Source organism: Rhizobium sp. SG741, from assembly GCF_012275435.1.
Lineage (GTDB): Bacteria > Pseudomonadota > Alphaproteobacteria > Rhizobiales > Rhizobiaceae > Rhizobium > Rhizobium lusitanum.
Genome location: NZ_JAAZQP010000001.1, coordinates 124,147 through 150,354 on the forward strand (window position 1 = coordinate 124,147; position 26,208 = coordinate 150,354).

Here is a 26,208-nt window from a genome sequence, read left to right on the forward strand (position 1 = left end):
CATTGTCTTTCGATGGAAAACTGTCCGGCCTCAGAGAGACCAGAGGCGCTTGGCGTTGAGATGATAAAGCCTGTTGCGTTCGTCGGCGCTGACGCCTTGCATCAGCGCATGGGTGGCGGCGACCCAGGTGGAGAGATTGCCTCCGAGGGTGCAGACCGGCCAGTCACTGCCCCAGATGACGCGGTCCCAGCCGAAGCTTGCGATGCAGTGTTCGACAAAAGGACGCAGCGTTTCGGGCGTCCAGTTGTCGGGATCGGCATAGGCCACAACACCGGAAATCTTGACGACGACATTCGGACGTCTCGCAATTTCTGTGATCCCTGACGACCAGCTCTCGCTGAGCCCATCCTTGACAGCCGGCACGCCGCAGTGATCGAGAATGAAGCTGACGTCGGGGTTGAGGTCGACGAGCGCGATCGCCTTGGATATCTGGTGCGGCAGAACGCAGAGGTCGAAGGTGAGGCGAGTGCCGGCGAGCCGTTTCAGGTTCTCGCGGAACAGTGCCCCTTCGGAAACATCATCCGGCACCACATGGAGCACGCGACGGAAGCCCTTGACGAAGGGATCGGCAAGCACGCGTTCGAGGTAGGCGGGAAAATCTGTACTCTCAGGACGGCAGGCGGCGATGACGCCGCGCAGGAGGCTACCCGGCTCGCGGCTCAGGCTTTTGACATAGTCGGTCTCCCGCTCGATATCGGTCTCCGCGACATCGACTTCCATGTGAAGCGTGTCGGTGATTCCGAGCCGCTTCGCCTCGCGGGCATAGTCCTCGTAGAGGCTGTCGCGATTGAGCGCGCCGGCGTCGGTCAGCCAGGGATAGGCGAGACGTTTCCGGTCGACGATGTGCAAGTGGCTGTCGAAAAGCATGGCGTTCCTCCCATACCTGCTTGCCCAATATATACTCACAGAAGAATAGTTTATTCAAATAAAAATTATAGTTCAGCCTTGTCGACCGTGCCGGCCACGGTTTCGGAGATCTGTTTTGCGGCGTCTCGCACATATTCGATGACTTGATCGTAGGTGGGCGCCTTGGGGTTGACGGGCTCGATATAGGGACAGGTAAGAGCGGCAAGCCCATTGCCGTCCATGGCCAGAACCGGCGCGGAAATGTTGCGCACGCCACTGGTCTGCAGGCTGTCCATGGTCTCATAGCCCTTTTCGCGGATCGCCCGCAGCTTCTCCTCGAGATCGGCAGGCGGTTCCTCGGCGTCCTGCTCCTGACGCCTCTGCTCGTTGATCATCATCTGCCGCTGCTTGTCATCCCGGAATGCGAGGAGGATGTGACCCGATCCGGTATTGTAGAGATTAATCTGGGCGCCGACCCGGATCGAGATGCCCCAATAGGTCGGCGAATCCTGCTGAGCGATGACGACGACCGAGCCGCGGTCGTAGATCGCCAGATGACAGGCCTGTTCGGCCCGATTGGAGAATTCGCGCATCAGCGGCGTGGCGAAGGAGACGAGCCGGCGCACCGGCGCATGATAATGCGCCAGGCCAAAGAGCTTCAGCGTCAGATAGAAGCGATCGCCATCCTGTCTCTGCACGTAGCCGCGCCGCACCAGGCGGTCGAGCATGCGATAGAACTCGTTCGGGCTTTTATTGAGCGCCTTGGCGATTTCTGCCTGCGTCAGGCCGCCATCGATCGTCGCGAGCAGCTCAAGGATATCCAGCCCCTTGTCCAATGCCGGCGCGCGATAGCGATCACTGTCGTCTTCTACATTCATCAACAGGCCCCCTGAACGAAGAAACATGAATCATCATTCATATATGAATGACTGCATTTTACAAGCATGCGATCACGGCTTGACGGCATATGAATAAGATGTTTACTTATAAATCATTGATCCATATTTGGGTCGAGAGGACTATCGGACAAGGGGTCCGGTTTTTTGGGAGGAATTTCGATGAGGAATTGGAGGGCCGGTCTTGCTGCCGGCATGATGGCATTGCTTGCGAGCACTTCGGTCTTCGCCGCCGATCTGCCCGGCAAGTTTCCGGGTGTGACGATCGACGCCAAGCTCATCGGCGGCCAGCAATATGAGCCGCTTTATGCACGCATTTCCGAGTGGGAGAAGGAAACGGGCGCCAAGGTCAACATCCTGTCCAAGAAGAACCATTTCGAGCTCGACAAGGAAATCAAGTCCGACATGGCCTCGGGCAGCATCTCCTGGTGTGTCGGCTCGAACCACTCGTCCTTCGCGCCTCAGTACCCCGACCTCTATACCGACCTCGGTAAGCTGCTGCCCAAGGAAGAAATCGGCCAGTTCGTCGATTCCACCATTCAGGCTTCCACCATCGACGGCCGCCTGATCATGCTGCCGCGCGCCCAGTTCGACGTTTCGGCGCTCTACTATCAGAAGAGCCTCTACAAAGACGAAGCCAAGAAGACGGCGTTCAAGGCGAAGTACGGCTACGATCTGGCGCCGCCGAAGACCTGGAAGGAAGTCTCCGATCAGGCAATCTTCTTCTCCAATCCACCGAACTTCTTCGGCACGCAGTTCCCCGGCAAGGAAGAGGCCATCAACGGCCGCTTCTTTGAAATGCTGGTCGCCGAGGGTGGCGAATATCTCGATAAGGACGGCAAGCCGGCCTTCAACTCCGAAGCCGGCGTGCGCGCGCTCGACTGGTTTGTCAACATGTACAAGGCAAAGGCCGTTCCTGCCGGTACGACCAATTATCTCTGGGACGATCTGGGCGCTGGCTTTGCTTCCGGGTCCATCGCACTCGATCTCGACTGGCCGGGCTGGGCGACTTACTTCAACGATCCGAAGTCCTCGAAGGTCGCCGGCAATGTCGGCGTCGTCGTGCAGCCCGTTGGCTCCTCCGGCAAGCACACAGGCTGGTCCGGTCACCACGGCTTCTCGGTAACCGAGGCTTGCGCCCACAAGGATGCGGCTGCTTCGCTCGTCTGGTTCCTGACCAACGACGACTCGCAGAAGCTCGAAGCTGCCAACGGCACGCTGCCGACCCGCAAGGCGGTCTGGGAGTGGGACATCCAGCAGGCTGCTTCCGACCCCTACAAGAAGGAAGTGCTGAGTACCTTCCAGGAATCGATGAAGTACGCCTTCCCGGTTCCGCGCACGCCGCAATGGATCGAAATTTCCAACGTCGTCTATCCGGAACTGCAGGCGGCCATTCTCGGTGACAAAACCTCCAAGCAGGCGCTCGACACCGCGGCCCAGAAGGCAACCGATGTCCTGAAGGACGCCGGCGCGCTGTAAGCGATGCAATCGAAGTCCCGCGCGGCAAGTGCGCGGGACTTCTGCAATCTGACTTCGAGAATGGCTTTCGACCTGCGCCGCAAGGAGCCGGTCTATCCAGCCGGTTTCGTGCCGGCCTCTCGTCCTCACGCAATCCATTCCAAGCAGTCCGGGCCACGCTGCCGAGGAATGCCGACAGGTGCAAACCATGTTCAAAAAGATATCTCCACCGGTCCTGCTACTTCTTCCGGCGATCATCGTTCTTGTCGCCGTGGTGCTGTTTCCGCTGCTTCTGTCCTTCTATTCGAGCTTCACGCCGTTTCGCCTGACACGTCCGGCCACGCTCTTCACCTTCATCGGCCTGCGCAACTACATCCGCATCCTCACCGATCCGGTGTTTCTGGCCGCTTTCGTGCGCACCGTCGTGCTGCTGACGATCGCGCTCAATCTTGAAATGCTGCTCGGCCTGGGATTGGCCTTGTTGGTCAACAAGGCGACGCACGGCAAGCGCATTCTGCGCACGCTGATGATGTTCCCGATGATGTTTTCGCCTGTTCTCGTCGGCTTCCAGTTCAAATTCATGTTCAACGACAATGTCGGCATCATCAACAACGCCCTGCAATCCCTAGGCATCACAAACGATGCCATCCCGTGGCTGATCGACGGCAATCTGGCGCTGTTTTCAATCATCGTCGCGGAAGTCTGGTCGTCGACGTCAGTCTTCGCCATCCTCATTCTGGCCGGCCTGTTCGCGATGCCGCAGGAGCCGGTCGAGGCCGCCAAGGTCGATGGCTGTACCGGATGGCAGACCTTCCGTTACGTGACCTGGCCGTTCCTGATGCCCTTTGCCTTCATTGCCATGACGATCCGTTCGCTCGACGTCGCCCGCGCCTACGACATCGTCAAGATCATGACCGATGGCGGCCCGGCGCGGCGCACGGAGCTGATCTGGACGCTGGTCGGGCGCACCGCCTATGCCGACGCGCAGATGGGTCTCGCCAACGCCATGGCCTATGTCTCGATTATCCTGTCGATCGCCTTCACAGTCTATTTCTTCCGTAAGCTGGCGCTTGCCCGCACCCAGATAGGAGCGGAGTGGTAATCATGGATCGCAACGCTCAACAACGTCTGCAGCGCCGTCTGCGCAAAGTCGCCTATCTCATCGGCCTCTTCATCGCGATGCTCATCATCTGCCTGCCGGGGCTCTGGATTATCATCAGTTCGCTGCGCCCGACGGTGGAGATCATGGCGAAGCCGCCGGTCTGGATCCCGAGGGAGCTTTCGCTGGAAGCCTACCGCTCGATGTTCAGCGGCGTCGGGCAGGGCGGCATTCCCGTTTGGGATTACTTCCGCAATTCGTTGATCATCTCCATCACGTCGACGGCCATCGCGCTCATCATCGGCATGTCCGGCGGCTATGCCTTCGCCCGCTTCCGGTTCCGCGGCAAGTCGACGGTGTTCCTGGGGCTTATGCTGACGCGCTCGGTGCCGGGCGTCGCCCTGTCGTTGCCGCTGTTCATGGTCTATGCGCGGCTCGGCATCATCGACACGCATTTCGGCCTGATCCTCACCTATGTCGCGCTGAACGTGCCCTTCACCATCTGGCTGATCGACGGCTTCTTCCGGCAGGTGCCGAAGGATCTCGCCGAGGCGGCGCAGATCGATGGTTGCACGCGCTGGCAGGCCTTCTGGCAGGTAGAGTTCCCGCTCGCCGGCCCCGGTATCGCTTCGGCCGGCATCTTCGCCTTCCTCACCTGCTGGAACGAATACGCACTGGCCTCGCAGCTGACGCGCTCGGTCGATTCGAAGACGCTGCCTGTGGGTCTGCTCGACTATACGTCCGAGTTCACCATGGACTGGCGCGGCATGTGCGCGCTCGCGGTCGTGATGATCATTCCGGCACTCGCTCTCACTTTCATCATTCAGAAGCATCTGGTGTCGGGTCTGACATTCGGTGCGGTCAAAGGTTGATCCTCATGGCTCAGGTTTCTCTCAAAAAACTCGTCAAGCGCTACGGTGCGTTGGAAATCGTCCACGGGATCGATCTCGACATCGCCGACAAGGAGTTCATCGCGCTCGTCGGCCCCTCCGGCTGCGGCAAGTCGACGACGCTACGCATGATCGCCGGCCTCGAAGAGGTTTCCGGCGGCACGATCGAGATCGGCAATACGGTCGTTAACGAGCTGCCGCCACGCGATCGCAACATCTCCATGGTGTTCCAGTCCTACGCGCTCTATCCGCATATGACGGTGCGCGAGAACATGGGTTTCTCGCTGAAGATCGCCAAGCAACCGCAGGCCGAGATCGATCGCCGCGTCAACGAGGCGGCGGCCATTCTAAGCCTCGAGGCGCTGATGGACCGCCGCCCGGCGCAGCTTTCCGGGGGCCAGCGCCAGCGCGTCGCCATGGGCCGTGCCATCGTTCGCCAGCCGGAAGTCTTCCTCTTTGACGAGCCTCTGTCGAACCTCGATGCCAAACTGCGCACGCAGATGCGCACCGAGATCAAGAAGCTGCATGCCAAGGTGCAGTCGACCGTTGTCTACGTCACGCACGATCAGGTGGAGGCGATGACGCTGGCCGACCGTATCGTCATCATGCGCGACGGCTATATCGAGCAGGTCGGCACGCCGGATGAGGTGTTCAAGAAGCCCGCCACCCGCTTCGTCGCCGGCTTTATCGGCTCGCCGCCGATGAATATCGAGGAGGCGACGGTGAAAGCTGGCGAGCTGGTGTTCAAGAACGGCGACCGGCTGCCACTGCCCGGCCAGTTTGTCGGCCGGGTCAAGGAAGGCGATAAGGTTGCCTTCGGCCTGCGGCCCGACGATATCTTCCCGACCGGCCACGGCCTGCATTCCGGTGCTGAATCGGCGGTACACGAGCTGACGCTGCCTGTCGCCATCACCGAGCCACTCGGCAATGAAACGCTTGTTTTCGTTGAGTTCGCCGGACGCGACTGGGTGTCGCGCATGCTCAATCCGCATGCTCTGAAGAGCGGCGAGCAATTGAAGATGAGCTTCGATTTCAGCCAGGCGCATCTCTTTTCCGTCGAAACCGGCAAGAGCCTGGCAATCTGAGGAGCCGTCCCATGGCACGTATCGAGAAGATAGAACTGCGCATGGTCGACCTGCCGCCGAAGGTGAAGCGGACGGATGCGATCCAGAGTTTCGTCAGCCAGGAGACGCCGATCGTCACCATCACGGATTCCGACGGCGCCGTCGGCACCGGCTACAGCTATACGATCGGCACGGGCGGTTCGTCCGTCATGCGGCTGCTATCGGATCATCTGGTGCCGCTGCTGATCGGCGAGGATGCCGATCGCATCGAGGTGATCTGGCACAGGCTGGAATTCGCCACCCACGCGACGACCATCGGTCCAATAACCGCGCTGGCGCTTGCCGCCGTCGACACGGCATTGTGGGACCTGCGGGCCAAGAAGCAGGGCTTGCCGCTCTGGAAGCTCGCCGGCGGCGCTAGGGATCGTTGCCCGCTCTACACCACGGAAGGCGGCTGGCTGCACATCGAGAAGGAAGCCTTGGTCGAGGACGCCCTGCGGGCGAAGGCCAAGGGCTTTTCCGGCTCCAAGGTAAAGATCGGCAAGCCGCATGGCTCGGAGGATTATGATCGGCTTGCGGCGATGCGCCTGGCGCTCGGCTCCGGTTTCGAGATCATGACCGATTGCAATCAGGGCTTTACCGTCGATGAGGCGATCCGCCGGGCCGCGCGCCTCAAGGAGCTTGATCTCGCCTGGATCGAGGAACCGCTGCCAGCCGACGATCTTGACGGCCATATCCGGCTGACGCGATCGACACCGACGCCGATTGCGGTCGGCGAATCCATGTATTCGATCCGGCATTTCCGTGAATATATGCAGAAGGGCGCCTGCTCGATCGTGCAGGTCGACGTTGCCCGCATCGGCGGCATCACGCCCTGGCTGAAGGTCGCACATGCGGCCGAAGCCTTCGACATCCCGGTTTGCCCGCATTTCCTGATGGAGCTGCATGTCAGCCTCGCCTGCGCGGTGCCGAACGGTAAATATGTCGAATACATCCCGCAGCTCGACGATCTCACCACCAAGGGCATGGAGATCGTTGACGGCAAGGCGCTTGCACCCTCCGAGCCTGGTATCGGCATTGCCTGGGATTGGGAGGCGGTGAAGGCTCGATCGATCGGCGAATTCACCCTGGAAATTCACGGCTGAGGAGGAACTGGCCATGCAACGGATGGGTATGGTGATCGGCCTGGAGCCGGCCAAGATCGCGGAATACAAGGCGCTGCATGCGGCCGTCTGGCCCGAGATCCTGGCGCTGATCTCAGACTGCAACATCACCAACTATTCGATCTTCCTGAAGGAGCCGGAAAACCTGCTCTTCGGCTATTGGGAATATGTCGGCACGGATTTCGAGGCCGATATGCGCAAGATGGCCGCGAGCCCGAAGAACCAGGAATGGTGGTCGGTTTGTATTCCCTGCCAGAAGCCATTCGAAACCCGCAAGGAGGGCGAGTGGTGGGCCATGATGGAGGAGGTGTTTCACCTTGATTAGGGATAGGAATGGAAGGCGCCATGAAGCGGTCACCTCCCCCTTGAGGGGGGAGGTCGCGCAGTACGCGCGGGTGGGGGTGACGCTCGGGATGCACATGTCTGTCTTTCTTACACGGGGAGGGATCACCCCACCCCGGACCTTTGGTCCGACCCTCCCCCTCAAGGGGAGGGTGTAATGACCTTCGATCCCAAATCCCTCCGCCAATGGTGGCCTAAGCCTTCGAATCCCCGCCCGATCGTGATCTTCGGTGCCGGCAGCATTGTCGGCGACGCGCATCTTCCGGCCTACAAGAAGGGCGGTTTCCCGGTGGCGGGCCTTTATGACCCGAACGCCGAAAAAGCGGCGGCGTTGGCCGCTCAATGGAACATCCGCGCATTCGCCAATGAGGCCGAGGCGCTAGCCGTCGAAGGCGCGATCTTCGATCTCGCGACGCCGCCGGCCGCCCATGCGGCGATCCTTGCGAAATTGCCGCGCGGCGCTTTTGCTTTGATCCAGAAGCCGATGGGCAGCGATCTCACTGGCGCCACGGAAATCCTGCGGGTCTGCCGCGAGCGCGACATCAAGGCGGCGGTCAATTTCCAGCTGCGTTTCGCGCCGATGATGCTGGCGCTCTATGACGCGGTGGAGAAGGGCTATCTCGGCGAGGTCGTCGACTTCGACGCCTGGCTGGCGCTTGCCACGCCATGGGGGCTCTGGCCCTTCCTGAAGGGCCTGCCGCGGATCGAGATCGCCATGCACTCAATCCACTACCTCGATTTCATTCGCGGGTTGCTCGGCAATCCGCAGGGGGTCCATGCCAAGACCATCGGCCATCCCAACCACGATGTCGCCCAGACGCGGACGGCGGCGATCCTCGACTATGGCGACAAGGTGCGCTGCGTGCTGTCGGTCAATCACGACCATGATTTCGGGCGTAAGTACCAGGCGTGCGAGTTCCGCATCTCCGGCACCAAGGGGGCTGCCTATATCAAGCTCGGCGTCAATCTCGACTATCCGCGCGGCGAGCCGGACGAGCTGTGGATCCGCCCCGACGGTGGCAGCGAATGGGTGGAGGTGAAGCTCGAAGGGGCCTGGTTTCCGGATGCTTTCGTCAATCGCATGGCCAATCTGCAGCGCTTCGCCTCGGGCGAGGACAAGGTGCTGGTCGGTTCCGTCGAGGATGCCTGGCAGACCATGGCGCTGGTCGAAGCCGCCTATCAGTCGAGCGCCGCTCCGGCGACGCCGATTGCCGAACTTCCGAAGGCTTGAGGAATGTCTGAACAAACAATCCATTTCGAAGACTACGAACTCGGTCATGTCAGGGTGACCACCGGACGGACGATCACAGAGACCGATTTCGTCGTTCATGCCGGCCATACCGGCGATTTCTTTCCGCATCATATGGATGCGGAATTCGCCAAGACCTTGCCAGGTGGGCAGCGTATCGCTCATGGCACGATGATCTTTTCGATTGGCGTCGGGCTCACGGCGTCGCTCATCAATCCTGTCGCCTTTTCCTATGGCTATGACCGGCTCCGCTTCGTCCGTCCCGTGCATATCGGCGATACGATCCGCACCCGCGTCACCATATCGGCGAAGGAGGACGATCCGAAGCGGCCGGCGGCCGGCCGCGTCGTCGAGCGCTGTGAGGTGCTGAACCAGCGGGACGAAGTCGTGCTCGCCGCCGATCATATCCTGATCGTCGAGCGCAAATCGGCTACGGAGAAGGCATGATGGTGAAGCTCACATGATTAAGCTCAGGGGAATGACCTGGTCGCATCCGCGCGGCTACGATCCGATGCTGGCATGTTCGAAGATCTGGCAGGACAAGACCGGCGTCGCGATCACCTGGGAAAAGCGCTCGCTGCAGGATTTCGAGACCTTCCCGGTCGAGGAGCTTGCGGCCGCCTACGATCTTATCGTCATCGATCATCCGCATGTCGGGCAGATCATGCGCGAGAACTGCCTGCTGCCGCTCGACGATGCCGCTTATACGGACGAGATCGCCGCGATTGCCGCCGGCACGGTCGGCCGCTCCTATCCGAGCTACAACTGGCAGGGTCGGCAATGGGCCTTTCCGATCGACGCGGCGACGCAGGTGCAGGCTTACCGTCCGGATCGCCTGAGCGCCCCGGTGGCGGACCTTGCCGAGTTCGTGACGCTCGCTGCAAAGGGCAAGGCAATCCTGCCGATGCGGCCGCCGCATTCGCTAATGACCTTCATCACGCTTGCAGCTCATCTCGGCACGCCCTGCAGCATCGAGGGACCGGATTTCATCGGGAAGGCGGCTGGCGAGGCGGTGCTCGACTGGATGGCAAGGATCGTCGCCGCGATGGATGTCCGCTGCTATGAGATGGATCCGATAGCGGTGCTCGATCTGATGAGCCAACCCGACAGCCCATACAATGTGTCTCCGTTCGTCTACGGTTACGTCAACTATTCCTTCGCCGGGTTCAGGCCGGCGCGGATCGCCTTCGCCGACATGCCCGTCATCGATAGCCGAATGCCGAACGGTTCGGCGCTTGGCGGCACAGGCATTGCCGTCTCGGCCCGAACGCAAGCGCTGGAAGAGGCGAAGGCCTTTGCGCGCTGGATCGCCGGCGGCCCGGTGCAAGCAGGCATTTATGCCGCCAGCAACGGTCAGCCTGGTCATTCCGACGCCTGGGTCAGCGATGCCGTCAACGGCGCGGCGCTCGATTTCTACCGCAACACGCGCGCCACGCTGGAAGGCGCCTATGTGCGGCCGCGGCACGACGGTTACATGGCGTTCCAGAGCGAGGCGTCTGAGATGATTAGCGATGGACTGCGAACGGGCGAGCGGCATACAGTCCTCGTCGAAAAGCTCAACCGGCGCTTCGCGCGATCGTTCGAAGGTTAAGGCAAAGGCTGCGCCATCTGTTTGTTATTGCATGATCTTATCTGACATACCGCCGGTGACTTTTCCGGCGGCCGGAATGGATGAGATCATATTCCCGAGGAAAGGATCAGGATTATGGGTCACGGGTTGGAAGGCAAGAAGGTCGTCATCACGGCGGCGGGGCAGGGCATCGGCCGGGCGACGGCGGAGCGCTTCATTTCGCTCGGTGCGCATGTATACGCGACCGATATCAACGAGCAGACGCTTTCGACGCTGGAAGGCGCCAGCAAGCATGTGCTTGATGTGCTGAACAGTGCCGCGGTCAAGGCTTACGCCAGCGAAATCGGCCCCATCGACGTGCTCTTCAATTGTGCCGGCTTCGTGCATGCGGGCACGATCCTAGACTGCGAAGAGAAGGATTGGGATTTCTCCTTCAACCTCAACGCCAAGGCGATGTACACGACATGCCGCACCTTCCTGCCGGGCATGCTTGACAAGGGCAAGGGCTCGATCGTCAACATGGCTTCGGTTGCCTCCAGCGTGAAGGGCGTGCCCAACCGCTTCGCCTATTGCGCCTCGAAGGCCGCCGTTATCGGGCTTACCAAGTCGATCGCCGCCGATTTCGTCTCCAAGGGCATCCGCGCCAATGCTATCTGCCCGGGCACGGTCGACAGCCCCTCACTGCACGAGCGGCTGCGGGCAACGGGCGACTACGACAAGGCGATGAAGGATTTCATTGCACGCCAGCCGATGGGCCGGATTGCAAACGCCGAAGAGATCGCTGCGCTGGTGACCTACCTGGCTGGCGACGAGGCAGGCTTCACGACGGGCCAGATCCACGTCGTCGACGGCGGCTGGACCGGCTGAATCCCTCGCTTGACCGATAAGAGGCTCCGTATTGCGGGGCCTCCTTTTATTTGCCACTCTCGTTTGCGAATCGGTTCTGCAAGGCGATTTTCGATCGGGAGAACGGCGCATGAGCACCAACGGACTGTTGCAGCGTTCCAGGGGTCTCGTGCTGTTGCGCAAGCATCAAGTGATCCTGATTGCCGTACTCGCCGGTATCGCCGTGTTTCTGCTGCTGACCTCCAGGGATCTCGACACGAGCAATCTGCTCATCGCCTGGGATACGACTGCCGTCGTCTATATCCTCTATAGTCTCTACCGGATGCTGACGGCCAATGTGCAACGGATCCGCAAACGCTCCGCCGATCTCGATTTTTCGGACGGGTTGCTGCTGTTCCTGTCGATCGCGGCCGCGATTGCCAGCATCGGCGGTATCGTGTTGGATCTGATTGGTGTGAAGGATGCGTCGCCGGAGGTCGCATTCTTCCGCGTGATGATGGCGATCGTGACGATCCTGATTTCATGGGCGTTTCTGCACACGTTGTTTACCACCCACTATGCGCATCGCTTCTATGGCAGCCTGGGCAAGGGGCAGGGGCTTAAATTCGCCGAGCCGGTGGAAGAGCCGATCTATTGGGATTTTCTCTATTTCTCCTTCACCATCGGCGTCGCCGCGCAAACCGCCGACATCGGCGTTTCCACCGTCGGGATGCGTAAGCTGGTGCTTCTGCACGCCATCCTGTCGTTCCTGTTCAACACGACCATCCTGGCGCTCGCCATAAATGTAGGGGCGAGCCTGATCTAGGCCCGCCCTTCAAAAATAGCGGCTTATATCCTCAGACCACGGCGTTGCCGGCCATAACAGCCAGAACCAGGAACACCAGGAAGATGATCAGGAAGATGGCGAAGAGGACGCGCGCGATGGTTGCGGTTGCCGCCGACACGCCGGAAAAGCCGAAAAAGCCGCTAATCAGCGAAATAACAAAGAATATAAGTGCCCACTTCAGCATGGTGAATCTCCTCTGCGTTGCACTCCTTAAAGACGCGGAAGGACGGTAAATTGTTCCGAAGCCGTTTCGATTAAGGAGTGTTATCGCAGGTGCTGCTGAATTTGTGGCGAGTGGGGCACCCCCTCTGTCACTTCGTGACATCTCCCCCACGAGGGGGGAGATTGGTAACTTGTGGCATCCTCTCATCTCACGCCGACATTGCATCTGCTGGCACGGATGTCCCGATTTTGGTGAAGGCGGGCGTCAAACGCCCAACGATCTCCCTCCTTGTGGGAGAGATGTCCCGACAGAGAGGGAGGGGGCACAATGCTGTCCCAAATTCGGAAAACCGACCTGATCGAGATCTATGCCTCACCCATGATTGATCATCACATGTCGGACGGCCGTATAATCTTCGATAGCGTAGACTGACATATCCTTGCCATAGCCGGATTGTTTCAGGCCGCCATGCGGCATTTCGTTGACCAGCATGAAGTGGGTGTTGATCCAGGTGCAGCCATATTGCAGTCGGGCGGCCGTCCGCATTCCGCGGCTGATGTCCCTGGTCCAGACGGAGGAGGCAAGGCCGTAGTCGCTGTCATTGGCCCAGGCAACGGCGTCGTCGGGATTGGTGAAGCGCGTGACCGAGACCACAGGGCCGAAGACTTCGCGGCGGACGATCTCGTCGTCCTGCGTTGCGCCGGCAACCACGGTCGGGGCGTAGAAGAAGCCGCGCTCGCCGGAGGTCTTGCCGCCGGTGGTGATTTCCATGTGCTTGTGTTCGGCGGCGCGGGTGACGAAGCTTTCGACGCGATCCCGCTGGCGCTTGGAGATCAGCGGGCCGATCTCGTTCTCCGTGTCGTCGGCCTGGTTGAACTTGATGCTGGAGACGGCGGAAGTCAGGTCGGCGACGAAATTGTCGTAGACCTTGGCGTCGGCATAGATGCGGCAGGCGGCCGTACAGTCCTGCCCAGCATTATAATAGCCGAAGGTCCGGATGCCGGCGACAACGGCGTCGATGTCGGCGTCGTCGAAGATGACGACGGGCGCCTTGCCACCGAGTTCGAGGTGGGTGCGCTTGACGGTCTTGGCGGCAGCGGCAAGCACCTTCTTGCCGGTGGCGACATCGCCCGTTATCGAGACCATGCCGATCTTCGGATGGTTGATCAGCGCATTGCCGACGCTCTCGCCGCGACCGAGGATGACGTTGACGACGCCCTCGGGCAGGATCTCTGAGAGCAGCTTCGCCATCTTCAGCGCCGTCAGCGGCGTTTGTTCGGAGGGCTTGAAGACCACGGTGTTGCCGCCGGCAATCGCCGGCGCCAGCTTCCAGGCCATCATCATCAGCGGATAGTTCCACGGCGCGATCGAGCCGACGATGCCGATCGGGTCGCGGCGGATCATCGAGGTGTGGCCGGGCAGATACTCGCCGGCGACCGGGCCATGCAGGTTGCGCACCGCGCCGGCAAAGAAGCGGTAGCAATCGACGATGGCGGGGATCTCGTCATTAAGGACGGCATTGATGGGCTTGCCGCAGTTGAGAGCTTCGAGGGCAGCGAAGCCTTCGGCATCCCTCTCGATGGCGTCGGCGATCTTGAGGAGATAGGCCGAACGCTGGCTCGGCGTCGTCTGTGACCAGCTCGTGAAGGCCTTTTCGGCAGCATCGACGGCGGCATCGATCTGGCCGAGCGAGGCCTCCGGCAGGTCGAGCACGGTCTCGCCCGTCTTCGGGTTGAGGACATGCTCTTCCGTTTCCGTGCCGGCTTCGAAGCGGGAGCCGATCAGCATCTGGGTATCCATATTTATCTCCCTTTCATTTGCCGCCGCCGGCGATCTGGTCGCCGTCGCGGGTAAGATAGTAGGCTGCCAGGATCGGCAGGAAAGTGACAAGCACGACGACCATGGCGACGACGTTGGTCACGGGTCGCTGGCGCGGGCGGATAAGCTCCTCCAGCATCCAGATCGGCAGGGTCATCTGCTGGCCGCCGGTGAAGGTGGTGACGATGACTTCATCGAAGGACAGCGCGAAGGCGAGCATGCCGCCGGCGAGCAGCGCCGTGCCGATATTCGGCAGGATGATATGGCGGAAGGTCTGGAAGCCATCGGCGCCGAGATCCATGGACGCCTCGATCAGCGAACCGGAGGTGCGGCGGAAGCGGGCGACTGCGTTGTTATAGACAACGACGACGCAGAAGGTCGCATGGCCGAGAACGATGGTCCAGACTGAAAACGGGATGTCGAACAGGCTGAAGGCGGAACGCAGCGCAATGCCGGTGATGATGCCCGGAAGCGCGATCGGCAGGATGACCAGCAGCGAGATCGCCTCGCGGCCGAAGAACTTGGTCTGGCTGACGGCGGCGGCGCAAAGCGTGCCGAGCACGAGCGCAATGGCAGTCGCGATGGTCGCCACCTGCACCGAGAGCGCCAGGGACGACCAGATGTCCGGCCGGTTCCAGGCAATGCCGAACCATTGCAGCGTGAAGCCGGGTGGTGGCCACTGATAGCTCTTCTCCTCGGTCGTGAAGGCATAGACGAAGATCAGCAGGATCGGCAGATGCAGGAAGAGCAGGCCGCCGGCAGCGGCTGTCTTCAACGATAGGGAGGCGCGTTGGCCGCGATCAGAGCGCATCGAAAGCTCCCTGTTTCTTGGCGATCCAGAGATAGATGGCCATGATGACAATCGGCACAACCGAGAAGGCTGCGGCAAGCGGCACGTTGCCCGCGGTGCCCTGCTGCGCATAGACGGCCTGGCCGATGAAGAGGCGCGAGGAGCCGATGATCTGCGGGATGATGTAGTCGCCCAATGTCAGCGAGAAGGTGAAGATCGAGCCGGCGACGATGCCGGGCAGCGCCAGCGGCAGCAGCACGGTGCGGAAGGTCTGATTCGGCGTCGCACCAAGGTCGGACGAGGCTTCGAGCAGATTGGCCGGCACGCGCTCGAGAGCAGCCTGCGTCGGCAGAATCATATAGGGCAACCAGATATAGACGAAGACCAGGAAGGTGCCGATATAGCTCACCGACAGCGAATTGCCGCCGATGATGGGCAAAGCGAGCACGCCGTCGAGCAGCCAACCCAGATGCAGCTTGTCGAAGATCCAGGTGAGGATGCCCTCCTTGGCGAGGATCAGCTTCCAGGCGTAGACCTTCACCAGATAGCTCGACCAGAGCGGTAGCATGACGCCGAGATAGAACAGCGCCTTCCATTTTCCCTGGGCATAGCGCGCCGCATAATAGGCGATCGGGAAGGCGACGAAGGCGGAGGCTAACGTGACGAGGGCGGCCATGACCACCGTGCGGACGATGATATCGAAATTGGCTGAATTCAGCAGCTGCGCATAGGTCGAGAGCGTGAATTCGTAGTTCACCATTCCCGAGAAGTCGTCGATCGAGAAGAAGCTCTGCAGCAAGAGCGCGATCAGCGAGCCGATATAGATGACGCCGAGCCAGAGCAGCGGCGGCGTCAGCATGAGGAAGAGCAGCAGTCGCGGACGGCGCCAGAAGAGATCCGAGAGGCGGCCGAAGAAGCCGCCACGGCTCGGCAGGATCGAGGCCGGCGCTTGCGCTGACGAGGCTGGGAAGGCGGCGGCGTTCATGCGGCATCATCCATGTAGTGCACATCCGCGGGTAGCCATGCGAGGCGGACGGAAGTGCCGGTATCCGGCGTCGGCTGGCCGGCGGGCACGGTTACATGCAGGTGCGCGCCATTCGCCTCCACCGAGAGGCGGGTAGCAGCGCCGAGAAAGCTCATCGCTTTCACGGTCGCTGCCACGCCGCTCTCCTCAGTCAACCGTATTGCTTCCGGGCGCAGGCTCGCCCAACGCCGCTCGCCGCCGAGCGACGACATCATCTCAGGGGCAATGACGTTGGAAGAGCCGACGAAATCGGCGACGAAACGAGTCTTCGGCCGTTGATAGATGTCGTGCGGCGTGCCTTGCTGCACGATGCGACCATCGTTGAAGACGGCAACGCGGTCGGCCATCGAAAGCGCTTCGCCCTGATCATGGGTGACGAAGACGAAGGTGATGCCGAGTGCCCGTTGCAAGCCCCTCAGCTCCTCCTGCATCTGCTCGCGCAATTTCAGGTCCAGCGCGCCGAGCGGCTCGTCGAGGAGCAGGACTTTCGGCTTGTTGACAAGGGCGCGGGCAAGCGCCACGCGCTGGCGCTGCCCACCGGAGAGCTGACCGGGGCGGCGGGCGCCATAGCCTGGCAGCTTCACCAGTTCCAGCGCCTGCTCGGCGGCGCGTAGCCTCTCGGCCTTGCCCACACCCTTGACCATCAGGCCGTAGGCGACATTGTCGAGAATATTCAGATGCGGGAAGAGCGCATAATCCTGGAAGACCGTGTTGACGTTGCGCCGGTAAGGCGGCACGCCTTCGGCGGTCTCGCCGAAGATCTCGATATGGCCGCCTGTGGGTTGCTCGAAGCCGGCAATCAGCCTGAGGCAGGTGGTCTTGCCGGAACCGGAAGGGCCGAGCATGGCGAAGAACTCGCCGGACGCGATCTCCAGATCGACGCGATCCACAGCGCGGACCTGGCCGAAATGGCGCGACACCTGCTGGAAACGAACGGCGGTCATTGGTTTCTCCCCAAAATGGTTATGTCTTGCGCCGGCTTGATGTTCGAAGGGCGCTTGGCGGAGACACTTCTCCTTCTCCCCAGCGGGGAGAAGGTGGCCCGAAGGGTCGGATGAGGGCTAGCGCGGCATAAGCTGTCCTTCGTTTATCGCTCAGGACGTTCGTCGCTTCGCTCCTCGCCCCCTTATCTGCCCCGACGGGCATCTTCTCCCCGCTGGGGAAGAAGAGACGTCACCGCCCGCCGATCACGCCGATATAGTCGGAGACCCAGCGATGATAGGGCACGCATTCGCCCTGCGTGCCGCATTTCGCGACAGGGGTTTTCCAGAACTTGATCTTGTCGAAGTGATCGTAGCCGTTGGTGGCGCAACCACTGTCGGTCAGCAGCTCATTGCCCTTGCAGGCGGCCGGAACCGAGGGCACGGCGCCAAACCATGCTGCCGCGTCGCCCTGAACCTTGGCCTGGAGCGAATGCTCCATCCACATGTAGGCACAGTTCGGATGTTCGCTGTCGGCATGCAGCATGGTCGTATCGGCCCATCCGGTCGTTCCCTCATCCGGGAAGGTCGAGGCGATCTTCTGCTTGTCGGCCTGCAGCAGGTTCACCTGGAACGGCCAGGAGCCGGAGGCAACAACGCCTTCGTTCTTGAAGTCGTCGGTCTGGATCATCGCATCATGCCAGTAGCGGCTGACGAGCTTGCGCTGGCCGCGCAGCAGGTCGAGGGCGGCCTTGTATTGATCTTCGTTGAGCTCGTACGGGTCCTTGATGCCGAGTTCGGGCTTGTGGGCCATCAGATAGAGGGCGGCGTCGGCGATATAAATCGGGCCGTCATAGGCCTGGACGCGGCCCTTGTTGGATTTGCCGTCGGGAAGGGTCGTTTCTTCGAAAACGACGTTCCAGCTCTTCGGTGCCTCACCCTTGAAGGCGTCGGTGTTGTACATCAGCACGTTCGGCCCCCAGAGATAGGGAACGCCGTAATGGACGCCGTTCACCGTGTTCCAGGGAGCATTCTTCAGCCGGTCGTCGAGGGTCTTCCAGCTCGGGATCAGGTCGGTGTTGATCGGCTGGACGCGCTTGCCGGCGACGAGCCGCAGCGATGCGTCACCGGAGGCAGTGACGAGGTCGAAGCCGCCTTCGTTCATCAGGGCGACCATTTCGTCCGAGGTCGCGGCGGTCTTGACGCTGACCTTGCAGCCCGTTTCCTTCTCGAAACCGGTGACCCAGTCGTAATTCTTGTCGCTTTCGCCGCGCTCGATATAGCCGGCCCAGGCAACGATGCTGACGGCGCCTTCGCCCTTGCCGAGCGTCTTCAGCGGCTCAGCAGCTATGACCTGCGTGGCGAAACTTAAGCATGCGAATGCAGCCGTGCATGATTTCAGCAGATGCTTCATCGGACTCTCCCGGTTTTTGAGCCTTGATATTGGCGGAGCCAGTAGCTGGCTTTTTGTTCCCGGAAGAAAAGGTGATCTGATTTCGCCGCATTCGCAAATTCATTTATCAGAAAGTCGATATCGGAAATTCCGATTGCTTCGTGTGTGACCGTAGGTGAGGGGGAATATGGCCTGCTTGAGAGGCGATCGCACTCCATATGCACCAAGTTAAAGCGCGGCGCTGCTAGTTGCGGTCGAAGACTTCAGGCCGCAAATGTTCAGCCTTCATAAGGTGTTGCAGGGTATATGACACCGAAAGTGCATCGTCGAGCGCGTCATGACCCTGTAAATGCGGATGTTCCACGCCATAGTAGTCGGCAAGCTTGTTGCTCGGCGTCTTCGCCAGATCCTCGATCGGCATTCCCGCCGCAATCAGGAGCTTGACGGCATTGTCGAACCGGTGGGCGGGAATTGGAGGCTGAATTCCGGAGACATAGCAGCTGATCGCCACCATGTTCAGTTCGTCCTTGCCCCAGGACCAGAAGCGGGCGCCGTCCGAGAAGCTGTCGAGGCCAGCAAGCGCATCCTGCAAGGCCACTCCTTCGGCCTTGATATTCTCGTCGGTAATGCCGGTCAGCGTGGTGAAGAACGGGTCGAGCGCATATTGGTTGCCAAATCTGTCGATCGGGCGAACATAGGCCTTATAGGTGCCCAAAATAGGAAAATCGCCTTCCAGCCCCAGCTTGACGGCGCCGATCTCAGCGATGACCGGATCGGGATCATGGGCCGCGCACCAGAATCTGCGTTGCGAGCCTTCAAGACAAAGAAATTCGCAGTCGAATATGATTGCGTTCTTCATAATCGGTCCCTTTCCTTCGCAATGATTGGCGTTGCGTTATCTCTGGCGCCCGGAGCGCATGCTCTCCGCGACGCCGACGAAGTCCCGGGCGGCCTGCGGCAGGCTTGATCCCTTGCGCCACACCATGCCGACCTGCACGACCGGCAACGAGCCGGACACGTCGCGGCTCTCGATGCGGTCGCCTTCGAGCGACCAGGGGCGATAGACGAGGTCCGGCAGCAGCGCCACGCCGGCGCCTGTTGCAACGAGGCTGCGCACCGCCTCGACCGAGCGTGTGCGGAAGGCGACGTGAGGGCGGGCGCCAAGCGCGGTCAGCAGCTTGCCGGTGTTTTCCTCGATCTCGTCGATGGTCAGCATGATCAGCGGCTCGCGGGTGATATCGGCGACGCTGATGATGTCGGCCGAGACGAGCGGATGGCCCATGGGCAACCAGAGCCGGTAGGGCGACGTTTCAAGGATCTCGGCCTGCAGGGCCATGCGGTCGCGCAGGTTGGAAATGACCATGACAGCGACGTCGAGCTCGCCACCAACCAGAAGATGTTCCAGATAGCCGCCATTGTCTTCGATGGCGCTGACCTCGACGCCGGGGCAGGCACGACGGTAGCGCGCCAGGAGATCCGACAGGACATAGCCCGCGACGAGCGATGTGACCCCGATGTTCAGCGTGCCGCCGGCTGCATTCTGCTGGCCGGAAAAGCTCGTGCGGGCATCGGAAACGGTCGCCAGAATCTTCGTGGCATGACGCAGGAACTGATGGCCGTTATGGGTGATGGACAGTCCGCGCGGATGCCGGTCGAACAGCTCGACACCGAGGTCGCCTTCCAGCTCCTTCAGGGCCTCGGTGACCGAGGATTGCGAGATAGACAGGTTCTGCGCGGCGCGGGTGATCGAGCCCTGTTCCGCCACGGCGACAAAGTATTGCAGCTGTCTCAAGGTGAACGCCATGTTGCCGTTAGAGCATGTGCGCGGCACCGAAGGCAAGCGTCGCCATCGCTGTGAAAGTTCGGACCTTTTTTGTGTCGATGCCGTTAGAGTTGCAAGTTTCGCTTCTGCTTTAAGTATTCCGAAACGCCATTTCCCTAACGTGAGGGTTGATCATCTTTGTTGCCTTGGAGCGGTCTATGCGGGAGCAGTTGGCGTGAGCGCCTTACTGCACATTTTCCGGATTCCCCGGAAGCTTGTCGTCATAATCGGCGGAGTGGCCTTTCTCATAGGCACCTCCGGCGTTTTCGCGCTTTGTATCGGCAAAGACAGACTGCTTGGTTTTATGTCGCCTTCGCCCAACGGGTTGGAGTGCACCGACGTCAATCTCGTGACCATTCGCAAGGAAAATCGCTTCTGGGTGCGCAAATATATCCGCACCGATCCGACCGATGGTTTGACCCGGGTAAGAACGGCGCTTCGTGTCGCTAAAGCCGTATACCAGGAGCAAAAGCCCGATCTCGTTCAGGTTGTGGTTCTCGACAAGAATGGGCCGTCGCTTCGATCCGACATACGCGGTCGGGCGCTGGGTGCCGATGTCGTCTACGTCCCGCATCCCGACAAACTTACCGAAGGCAGTGTCGAAGAGCCGGTCACAGCACGTTATTACAATGGCGGCGCAAGCACTGCTGGCTTGTTTTACGGCGAGGAGATCACGATGCCCGCCGAGGATATCGATGCAGCACTGGCCGGATTGAAGGATTACAGCGATTGTGACAATGCGCTGGCGGCCGACGCCGGTGCTGGCGGCAATGCCAAGAAGGATAAGGTCAAGGCAGCGATCGCCGCCGAAGAAAAGGCGTCTGCCAAGACGGAAGAGCGGGAAGCGAAGCCGGCTCCTCCGGAGCCGAAGTCGACCGGCAACGTGCAGCCCGGATATGACAAGAATGGCGAATTCATCGGCGCCGATGCCAGCGACAGGGAAAAGAGCCCCTCACCGGGGCTCGATCCGACCATGACGGGTGCTGCCGAACGACGCTCGCCGGTAACGAACTGATCTAAGCTGGCTTTGCGCCGTGAGCGGAAGGGGAATACCCGTCAATCCGCCAGATGCTTCTCGCCAATAGCTTGGTAAAGCGCGAAGAGCGCCTCGTGAACTTCGCCGGCAAGACGGTAGAATTCGGGATCCGCGACGATGGCGGGGTGTTGCAGCAAGTGATCGTCGGTCATGTCGAGCATGAGCGACGTCGTGTGCATCGCCTCGTGGCAGCCGAAAGTTCCCGGCGCGTATTGCGACAGATCGATATCGCCGATCTCCGCAAGATCGGCCAGCCGCTGCTGCTCGCTGTCGGCATCCGCGGCCAATGTCTCTTTCTCGGTCATGGTTCACCTTTGATTTTCGGAGGGCGGAACTGTCAATCCGCCTTGGCGCGACGCGCCGGGAAGAGGATGATGTCGCGGATCGACGGCGAGTTGGTGAGCAGCATGATCAGGCGATCGACGCCGATGCCGAGACCGCCTGCAGGCGGCATGCCCTGGTCGATGGCGTCGAGGAATTCCTCATCCAGTTCCTTCTGCTTCTCGCCGCGCGCATGGGCCTGCTCGAGCTGCTCGACCATGCGGGCGCGCTGCTCTTCCGGATCGTTGAGTTCGGAAAAGGCGTTGCCGAGCTCCCAGGCATTGCAATAGGTCTCGAAGCGTTCGACGAGGCGCGGCTCGCCCGGCACTTCCTTGGCGAAGGGCGAGATGTCCTTCGGGAAATGCGTGACATGCGCCGGCTGGATCAGCGTGCCTTCGACCTTCTCTTCGAAGATGAAGGCGAGGCATTCGCCCCAGGTGGCGTCCTTCTCGACAGCGAAGCCGGCAGCCTTGGAGGCGGCACGGGCTTCCTCGTCGGTCTTGATCGCCAGGAAATCGATGCCGGTCGCTTCCTTGACTGCATCGGGCATCGGCACGCGACGGAACGGGCCCTTGAAGGAAATCTGCTTGTCGCCGAAGGCGAATTCGGTGCTGCCGTGGATCGACATGGCGAGCGTCGAGAACAAGCGCTCGACGAGGTCCATGATGTCCTCGTAGTCGGCGTAGGCCCAGTAGCACTCCATCATGGTGAATTCAGGATTGTGCCGGGTGGAGACGCCTTCGTTGCGGAAGTTGCGGTTGATCTCGAAGACCTTGTCGGTAAGGCCGGAAACCAGAGTACGCTTCAGAAACAGCTCCGGCGCAATGCGCAGGTACATGTCAAGCTTCAGCGTGTTGTGATGCGTCTTGAACGGCTCGGCGGTGGCGCCGCCATAGACCGAATGCAGCATTGGCGTCTCGACTTCCATGAAGCCGTCATTTTCCATGAAACGGCGAATGCCGGAGACGATGCGGCTGCGCTGCTGGAAGCGCAGCTTCGATTCCTCGTTGGTCATGATGTCGAGGTGGCGCTTGCGGTAGCGCAGCTCGATATCGGAAAGCCCGTGCCACTTTTCCGGCATCGGCAACAGCGACTTGGTCAGCATGGTGATCTGCTGCGCATTGATCGTCAGCTCGCCGCGCTTGGTGCGGCGGACGACGCCGGTGACGCCGATGATGTCGCCGATATCGATCATCGGCAGCAAGGCGCGGGCTTCTTCGCCGGTCACGTCCTTGTGGCTGAAGATCTGGATCTTGGCCGAGGCGTCGTGGATATCCATGAACATGCCTGAGTTGCGCGAGGAATAGACGCGGCCGGCAACGGTGACGACATCGCCGGTCTCGGTATCCGGCTCCAGGCCTTCGTATTTCGCAGCCAGTTCGGCATTGGTCATGGTCCGGTGGAAATGCGCCGGATAGACGTCGCCGACCTGTTCGCGCAGCAGCTTCAGCTTCTGGCGGCGAACTTCCGTTGCGTCGGAGGAGAGGGCGGAGGCTTCGGTCTTGTCGTTCATGGTTTTAAAGTCCGGTTCAGTTCTTCGGGCCGACGAGGGTCGCAACGGTCTGGGCGGCAAGTTTCAGCCGCTGGCGCACGACGGAACGGCCGAGGATCGCCATGCTATCGAAAAGCGGCAGGGAGCGCGAGGAGCCCGAGACGGCGACGAAGAGCGGCGCGACGATGACTTTCAGCTTCTTGCCCATGCGGTCGGCGATGGCGCGCAGTTCGGCTTCGATGGTCTCGACATTCCATTCGAGGATCTTTTCGAGGTCGGGCTGCACCGTGTTCAGGATTTCCAGCAGCTCTTCCGGCGTCGACTTGATCCTGGCGAAAGCAGAGGGATCGAGGTTGAGGTCGGATTTGAACAGGAAACCGGCGAGGTCGGGTAGCTCGCCGAGCTTGGTGATGCGCGACTGCGACAGCTTCAGGCCTTCCTTCAGGCGGTCGTTTTCCATCGCCCAGGTCAGCACCCGGTGCTGGAATTCTTCTTCCGACAGCTTTTCGCGGATCCAGCGGCCGTTCAGCCAGTCGAGCTTCTGGATGTCGAAGATCGCGCCGGCCTTGGAGAGGTTTTCCGGATCGAACTTTGCGGCAAGCTCATCCATGCTCAAGAGCTCTTCGCCTTCGGCGATCTGGATGAAGAACAGGCCGAGGAAGTTCATCAGCGCTTCGGGGATATAGCCGAGGGCCGTATAATAGGAGATCGAGGTCGGGTTCTTGCGCTTCGACAGTTTCGACTTGTCGGCATTCCGCATCAGCGACAGGTGCATGAACACCGGCGGCTCCCAGCCGAGATACTGGTAGATCAGGATATGCTTCGGCACCGAGGCAAGCCATTCCTCGCCGCGTGCCACATGCGTGATCTTCATCAGATGGTCGTCGACGACGTTGGCCATGTGATAGGTCGGCATGCCGTCGGCCTTGAGCAGAACCTGCATGTCGACGGCATCCCACGGAATTTCGACGTCGCCATAGACGCCGTCGTGGAACTTGCAGGTGCCCTCGGTCGGGATCTTCATGCGCACGACATGCGGCTCGCCGGCGGCAACGCGCGTTGAGACTTCCTCGGCCGAAAGGTTCAGACAGTGGCCGTCATACTTCGGCGGCAGGCCGGCGGCGCGCTGGGCGGCGCGCATCTGCTCCAGGCGCTCGGGTGTGCAGAAGCAGCGGAAACCGTGGCCGGCCTCGACGATCTTCTCGACGTAGGGCTTGTAGAGATCCTTGCGGTCGCTCTGGCGATAGGGGCCATAGGGGCCACCGACATCGGGTCCCTCAGGCCATTTCAGGCCGCACCATTTCAGCGCGTCGAGCACCTTGGTCTCGAATTCCGGGGTGGAGCGGGTCGCGTCGGTATCCTCGATGCGCAGGATGAACTCGCCGCCATGTTTCTTGGCGAAGAGATAGTTGAACAGCGCGATATAGGCGGTGCCGACATGCGGTTCGCCTGTCGGAGAGGGTGCGATGCGGACGCGAACGCCTGAAGTGGTCATTTTGTTTGCCCGTCATAAAAGGCCGGGCCGCGCTCGGGACAAGCGCTGTCCAGCCGAAGATGTGTATCTGGATCAGGAAACCGGTCGGAAAAGGGCGTGTTGCCGCTTCAATCCCGCGTTTTCCGTATGGCTGGCCTTAGGCCATATTCAATGGATGACGTCAAGGGAAACTGCGCCGCAAGATCAACCGGGTAATATGCTAGGGACAGTACGGCGCGACGATTCGAGCCGACCTATCAAAGTCATGATGCCTCTTTACCCCTCATAAGGCTATCGGGATAAAACAGGGTCGCTCGCTGAATTTTATTTGCAATTCTTGGGGCAGTGACGGAATAGGTCTTCAATCAATCACCGCGAGGAAACAATGAAGAGATTGATTTTGAGCTTCATATTGGCAGCCGCCGTTTTCGGTCCCGCCGCGGCCCAATCGACGATTACGCGCGACAGTTCGGCGAAGCTGATCGAGTCCTATCGTGCCTATATCGGCAGCGACGACCTATACAACTCGAAGGGGGAGCGTCTGACGCTGCCCTGGCAGATCATCCGTCAGGATCGCGCGAACTATCACGCCTACCGCCGCCGCGACCGCGGTGATCAGGGCGACAGCTTCTTCTCGCTGCCATCAAACCGTCAGAAGCTTGAAGCCATGCTGGCAAGCGGCAATATCGCGGACGATGCCGGGAACTTCATCGTCCGCGGCAATGTCTGGATCAAGGTCGATATCTATGGGCGCGGCGACACCGGCGAATGGGTCGACGTCCACGTTCAGGAATGAACGCCGCACCCGTTTCGGGGTGCGGGTCTTGTCCTCAATGGCTGCCGGATGCCCTTTTCCGGCGGTTTCGCGCCAGCATGTTGAGCACTTCCACGAGAGCGGAGAAGGCCATGGCGGCGTAGATATAGCCCTTGGGCACATGCACGCCCATGCCTTCGGCAATCAGCGTCGTGCCGATCATCAGCAGGAAGGCCAGTGCCAGCATGACGATGCTCGGGTTCTTCTCGATGAAGTTGGCGAGCGGATTGGCGGCCACCAGCATCACGGTAACGGCGGCGATCACGGCGATAAACATGATCGGCAGGTGCTGTGTCATGCCGACGGCGGTGATGATGCTGTCGATCGAGAAGACCAGGTCGAGCAGCAGGATCTGACCGATGGCGGAAGCGAAGGTCGATGTCGTCGACTTGGCGATGAAATCCTCGCCTTGTTCCTGGGGATCGACGTTGTGATGGATCTCCTTCGTCGCCTTCCAGACCAGGAAGAGGCCGCCGCCGATGAGGATCATGTCCTTCCAGGAGAAGCCCTGACCGAAGATCTCGAAGACGGGCGTCGTCAGTTGCACGATCCAGGCGACCGTGCCGAGCAGGACGAGACGCATGCCAAGGGCAAGGCCGATGCCGATCTTGCGCGCCCTGTCGCGGTGTTCCGCCGGCAGCTTGTTGGTCAGGATCGAGATGAAGATGAGGTTGTCGATGCCAAGCACCACCTCCATGACTACGAGCGTGACGAGTGCGACCCACGCACTCGGATCCTGCACCAGCCCAACAATATCCATAGACTATTTCCCCTTTGGTCAGCATATGCCGATGCTGACCCCCAGCCCGGCCTGTCAAGAATGGCCGTAATGTAAGGAGCGTCGCCGTCCGTACAAGACAAGCGCCGCCGTCATTTTCATGGCGGCGGGCGC

At 60.7% G+C, this 26,208-nt stretch carries 27 protein-coding genes; 13 read left to right on the forward strand and 14 right to left on the reverse strand.

The window, feature by feature from the left end:
• Positions 1–30 precede the first annotated feature (30 nt).
• Together FHT29_RS00705 and FHT29_RS00710 are read right to left on the reverse strand one after the other, a co-directional pair.
• The gene (locus FHT29_RS00705; protein WP_047555268.1) at positions 31–867 is read right to left on the reverse strand and encodes an amidohydrolase; all 837 of its coding nucleotides are present in this window, start codon (positions 865–867) and stop codon (positions 31–33) included.
• Positions 868–932: 65 nt separating this feature from the next.
• Positions 933–1,724 carry an IclR family transcriptional regulator gene (locus FHT29_RS00710; protein ID WP_037196575.1) on the reverse strand — a complete coding sequence of 264 codons (792 nt, stop codon included), beginning with the start codon at positions 1,722–1,724 and terminating at the stop codon, positions 933–935.
• A gap of 180 nt (positions 1,725–1,904) precedes the next feature.
• On the opposite strand from FHT29_RS00710, the gene FHT29_RS00715 reads away from it, so the two are divergent.
• From FHT29_RS00715 to FHT29_RS00765, 11 genes are all read left to right on the forward strand, one after another.
• Positions 1,905–3,221: a sugar ABC transporter substrate-binding protein gene (locus tag FHT29_RS00715; protein ID WP_047555269.1), complete on the forward strand. Its 1,317-nt coding sequence runs from the start codon at positions 1,905–1,907 to the stop codon at positions 3,219–3,221.
• Between the two features lie 187 nt (positions 3,222–3,408).
• On the forward strand, positions 3,409–4,302 hold the full coding sequence (locus FHT29_RS00720; RefSeq protein ID WP_037196258.1) for a sugar ABC transporter permease: 894 nt from the start codon (positions 3,409–3,411) through the stop codon (positions 4,300–4,302).
• 2 nt (positions 4,303–4,304) lie between these two features.
• Positions 4,305–5,171, forward strand: coding sequence for a carbohydrate ABC transporter permease (locus FHT29_RS00725; protein ID WP_168598998.1), 867 nt, complete (start codon positions 4,305–4,307; stop codon positions 5,169–5,171).
• A 5-nt stretch (positions 5,172–5,176) separates the two neighbouring features.
• Positions 5,177–6,274 (forward strand): sn-glycerol-3-phosphate ABC transporter ATP-binding protein UgpC, encoded by a 1,098-nt coding sequence (ugpC, locus tag FHT29_RS00730; protein ID WP_047555271.1) that lies wholly within the window; start codon positions 5,177–5,179, stop codon positions 6,272–6,274.
• Positions 6,275–6,285: 11 nt separating this feature from the next.
• Positions 6,286–7,398: a mandelate racemase/muconate lactonizing enzyme family protein gene (locus FHT29_RS00735; protein ID WP_168598999.1), complete on the forward strand. Its 1,113-nt coding sequence runs from the start codon at positions 6,286–6,288 to the stop codon at positions 7,396–7,398.
• Between the two features lie 13 nt (positions 7,399–7,411).
• Complete coding sequence (locus FHT29_RS00740) at positions 7,412–7,741, forward strand: L-rhamnose mutarotase (RefSeq protein WP_037196264.1); 330 nt, start codon at positions 7,412–7,414, stop codon at positions 7,739–7,741.
• 174 nt (positions 7,742–7,915) lie between these two features.
• Positions 7,916–8,989: a Gfo/Idh/MocA family oxidoreductase gene (locus FHT29_RS00745; RefSeq protein WP_037196267.1), complete on the forward strand. Its 1,074-nt coding sequence runs from the start codon at positions 7,916–7,918 to the stop codon at positions 8,987–8,989.
• A 3-nt stretch (positions 8,990–8,992) separates the two neighbouring features.
• A complete protein-coding gene (locus FHT29_RS00750) occupies positions 8,993–9,454 on the forward strand; it encodes a MaoC/PaaZ C-terminal domain-containing protein (RefSeq protein ID WP_037196268.1) in 462 nt (153 codons plus the stop codon).
• Between the two features lie 13 nt (positions 9,455–9,467).
• Positions 9,468–10,598 carry an extracellular solute-binding protein gene (locus FHT29_RS00755; RefSeq protein WP_168599000.1) on the forward strand — a complete coding sequence of 377 codons (1,131 nt, stop codon included), beginning with the start codon at positions 9,468–9,470 and terminating at the stop codon, positions 10,596–10,598.
• Positions 10,599–10,712: 114 nt separating this feature from the next.
• Positions 10,713–11,444 carry an SDR family oxidoreductase gene (locus tag FHT29_RS00760; protein ID WP_037196272.1) on the forward strand — a complete coding sequence of 244 codons (732 nt, stop codon included), beginning with the start codon at positions 10,713–10,715 and terminating at the stop codon, positions 11,442–11,444.
• Between the two features lie 109 nt (positions 11,445–11,553).
• The gene (locus FHT29_RS00765; RefSeq protein ID WP_047555276.1) at positions 11,554–12,228 is read left to right on the forward strand and encodes a DUF1345 domain-containing protein; all 675 of its coding nucleotides are present in this window, start codon (positions 11,554–11,556) and stop codon (positions 12,226–12,228) included.
• A 31-nt stretch (positions 12,229–12,259) separates the two neighbouring features.
• Here the strand turns inward: FHT29_RS00765 and FHT29_RS00770 are convergent, their stop codons facing one another.
• The 8 genes from FHT29_RS00770 to FHT29_RS00805 form a co-directional block, all read right to left on the reverse strand.
• Positions 12,260–12,433: a DUF1328 domain-containing protein gene (locus FHT29_RS00770; RefSeq protein WP_037196276.1), complete on the reverse strand. Its 174-nt coding sequence runs from the start codon at positions 12,431–12,433 to the stop codon at positions 12,260–12,262.
• A gap of 351 nt (positions 12,434–12,784) precedes the next feature.
• Positions 12,785–14,212 carry a gamma-aminobutyraldehyde dehydrogenase gene (locus tag FHT29_RS00775; protein WP_047639006.1) on the reverse strand — a complete coding sequence of 476 codons (1,428 nt, stop codon included), beginning with the start codon at positions 14,210–14,212 and terminating at the stop codon, positions 12,785–12,787.
• A 13-nt stretch (positions 14,213–14,225) separates the two neighbouring features.
• Positions 14,226–15,041, reverse strand: a complete 816-nt coding sequence (locus FHT29_RS00780) for an ABC transporter permease (protein WP_037196281.1) — start codon at positions 15,039–15,041, stop codon at positions 14,226–14,228.
• Complete coding sequence (locus tag FHT29_RS00785; protein WP_037196283.1) at positions 15,031–16,005, reverse strand: ABC transporter permease; 975 nt, start codon at positions 16,003–16,005, stop codon at positions 15,031–15,033. The genes FHT29_RS00780 and FHT29_RS00785 overlap by 11 nt, the downstream gene beginning before the upstream one ends.
• Positions 16,002–16,988, reverse strand: coding sequence for an ABC transporter ATP-binding protein (locus FHT29_RS00790; RefSeq protein ID WP_168599001.1), 987 nt, complete (start codon positions 16,986–16,988; stop codon positions 16,002–16,004). The genes FHT29_RS00785 and FHT29_RS00790 overlap by 4 nt, the downstream gene beginning before the upstream one ends.
• A 229-nt stretch (positions 16,989–17,217) precedes the next feature.
• On the reverse strand, positions 17,218–18,378 hold the full coding sequence (locus FHT29_RS00795; protein ID WP_037196286.1) for an ABC transporter substrate-binding protein: 1,161 nt from the start codon (positions 18,376–18,378) through the stop codon (positions 17,218–17,220).
• A 223-nt stretch (positions 18,379–18,601) separates the two neighbouring features.
• Complete coding sequence (locus FHT29_RS00800; RefSeq protein WP_047639004.1) at positions 18,602–19,216, reverse strand: 3'-5' exonuclease; 615 nt, start codon at positions 19,214–19,216, stop codon at positions 18,602–18,604.
• 36 nt (positions 19,217–19,252) lie between these two features.
• Positions 19,253–20,161: a LysR substrate-binding domain-containing protein gene (locus tag FHT29_RS00805; protein WP_037196290.1), complete on the reverse strand. Its 909-nt coding sequence runs from the start codon at positions 20,159–20,161 to the stop codon at positions 19,253–19,255.
• Between the two features lie 193 nt (positions 20,162–20,354).
• Between FHT29_RS00805 and FHT29_RS00810 the strand changes: the two genes are divergently transcribed.
• A complete protein-coding gene (locus tag FHT29_RS00810) occupies positions 20,355–21,194 on the forward strand; it encodes a hypothetical protein (RefSeq protein ID WP_168599002.1) in 840 nt (279 codons plus the stop codon).
• 41 nt (positions 21,195–21,235) lie between these two features.
• Here the strand turns inward: FHT29_RS00810 and FHT29_RS00815 are convergent, their stop codons facing one another.
• Genes FHT29_RS00815 through gltX form a run of 3 tightly spaced genes read right to left on the reverse strand, consistent with a single transcriptional unit; the run spans position 21,236 to position 24,523 of the window.
• Positions 21,236–21,520: a hypothetical protein gene (locus FHT29_RS00815; RefSeq protein WP_037196292.1), complete on the reverse strand. Its 285-nt coding sequence runs from the start codon at positions 21,518–21,520 to the stop codon at positions 21,236–21,238.
• Positions 21,521–21,552: 32 nt separating this feature from the next.
• Positions 21,553–23,049 carry a lysine--tRNA ligase gene (lysS, locus tag FHT29_RS00820; RefSeq protein ID WP_047555281.1) on the reverse strand — a complete coding sequence of 499 codons (1,497 nt, stop codon included), beginning with the start codon at positions 23,047–23,049 and terminating at the stop codon, positions 21,553–21,555.
• A gap of 16 nt (positions 23,050–23,065) precedes the next feature.
• Positions 23,066–24,523 carry a glutamate--tRNA ligase gene (gltX, locus tag FHT29_RS00825; protein WP_168599003.1) on the reverse strand — a complete coding sequence of 486 codons (1,458 nt, stop codon included), beginning with the start codon at positions 24,521–24,523 and terminating at the stop codon, positions 23,066–23,068.
• 364 nt (positions 24,524–24,887) lie between these two features.
• Here gltX and FHT29_RS00830 point away from each other — a divergent pair, with 364 nt between their 5' ends.
• Positions 24,888–25,298 (forward strand): hypothetical protein, encoded by a 411-nt coding sequence (locus FHT29_RS00830; protein ID WP_047555283.1) that lies wholly within the window; start codon positions 24,888–24,890, stop codon positions 25,296–25,298.
• 34 nt (positions 25,299–25,332) lie between these two features.
• Here FHT29_RS00830 and FHT29_RS00835 read toward each other — a convergent pair whose 3' ends face one another.
• Complete coding sequence (locus FHT29_RS00835; protein ID WP_037196296.1) at positions 25,333–26,076, reverse strand: TerC family protein; 744 nt, start codon at positions 26,074–26,076, stop codon at positions 25,333–25,335.
• Positions 26,077–26,208: the final 132 nt, after the last annotated feature.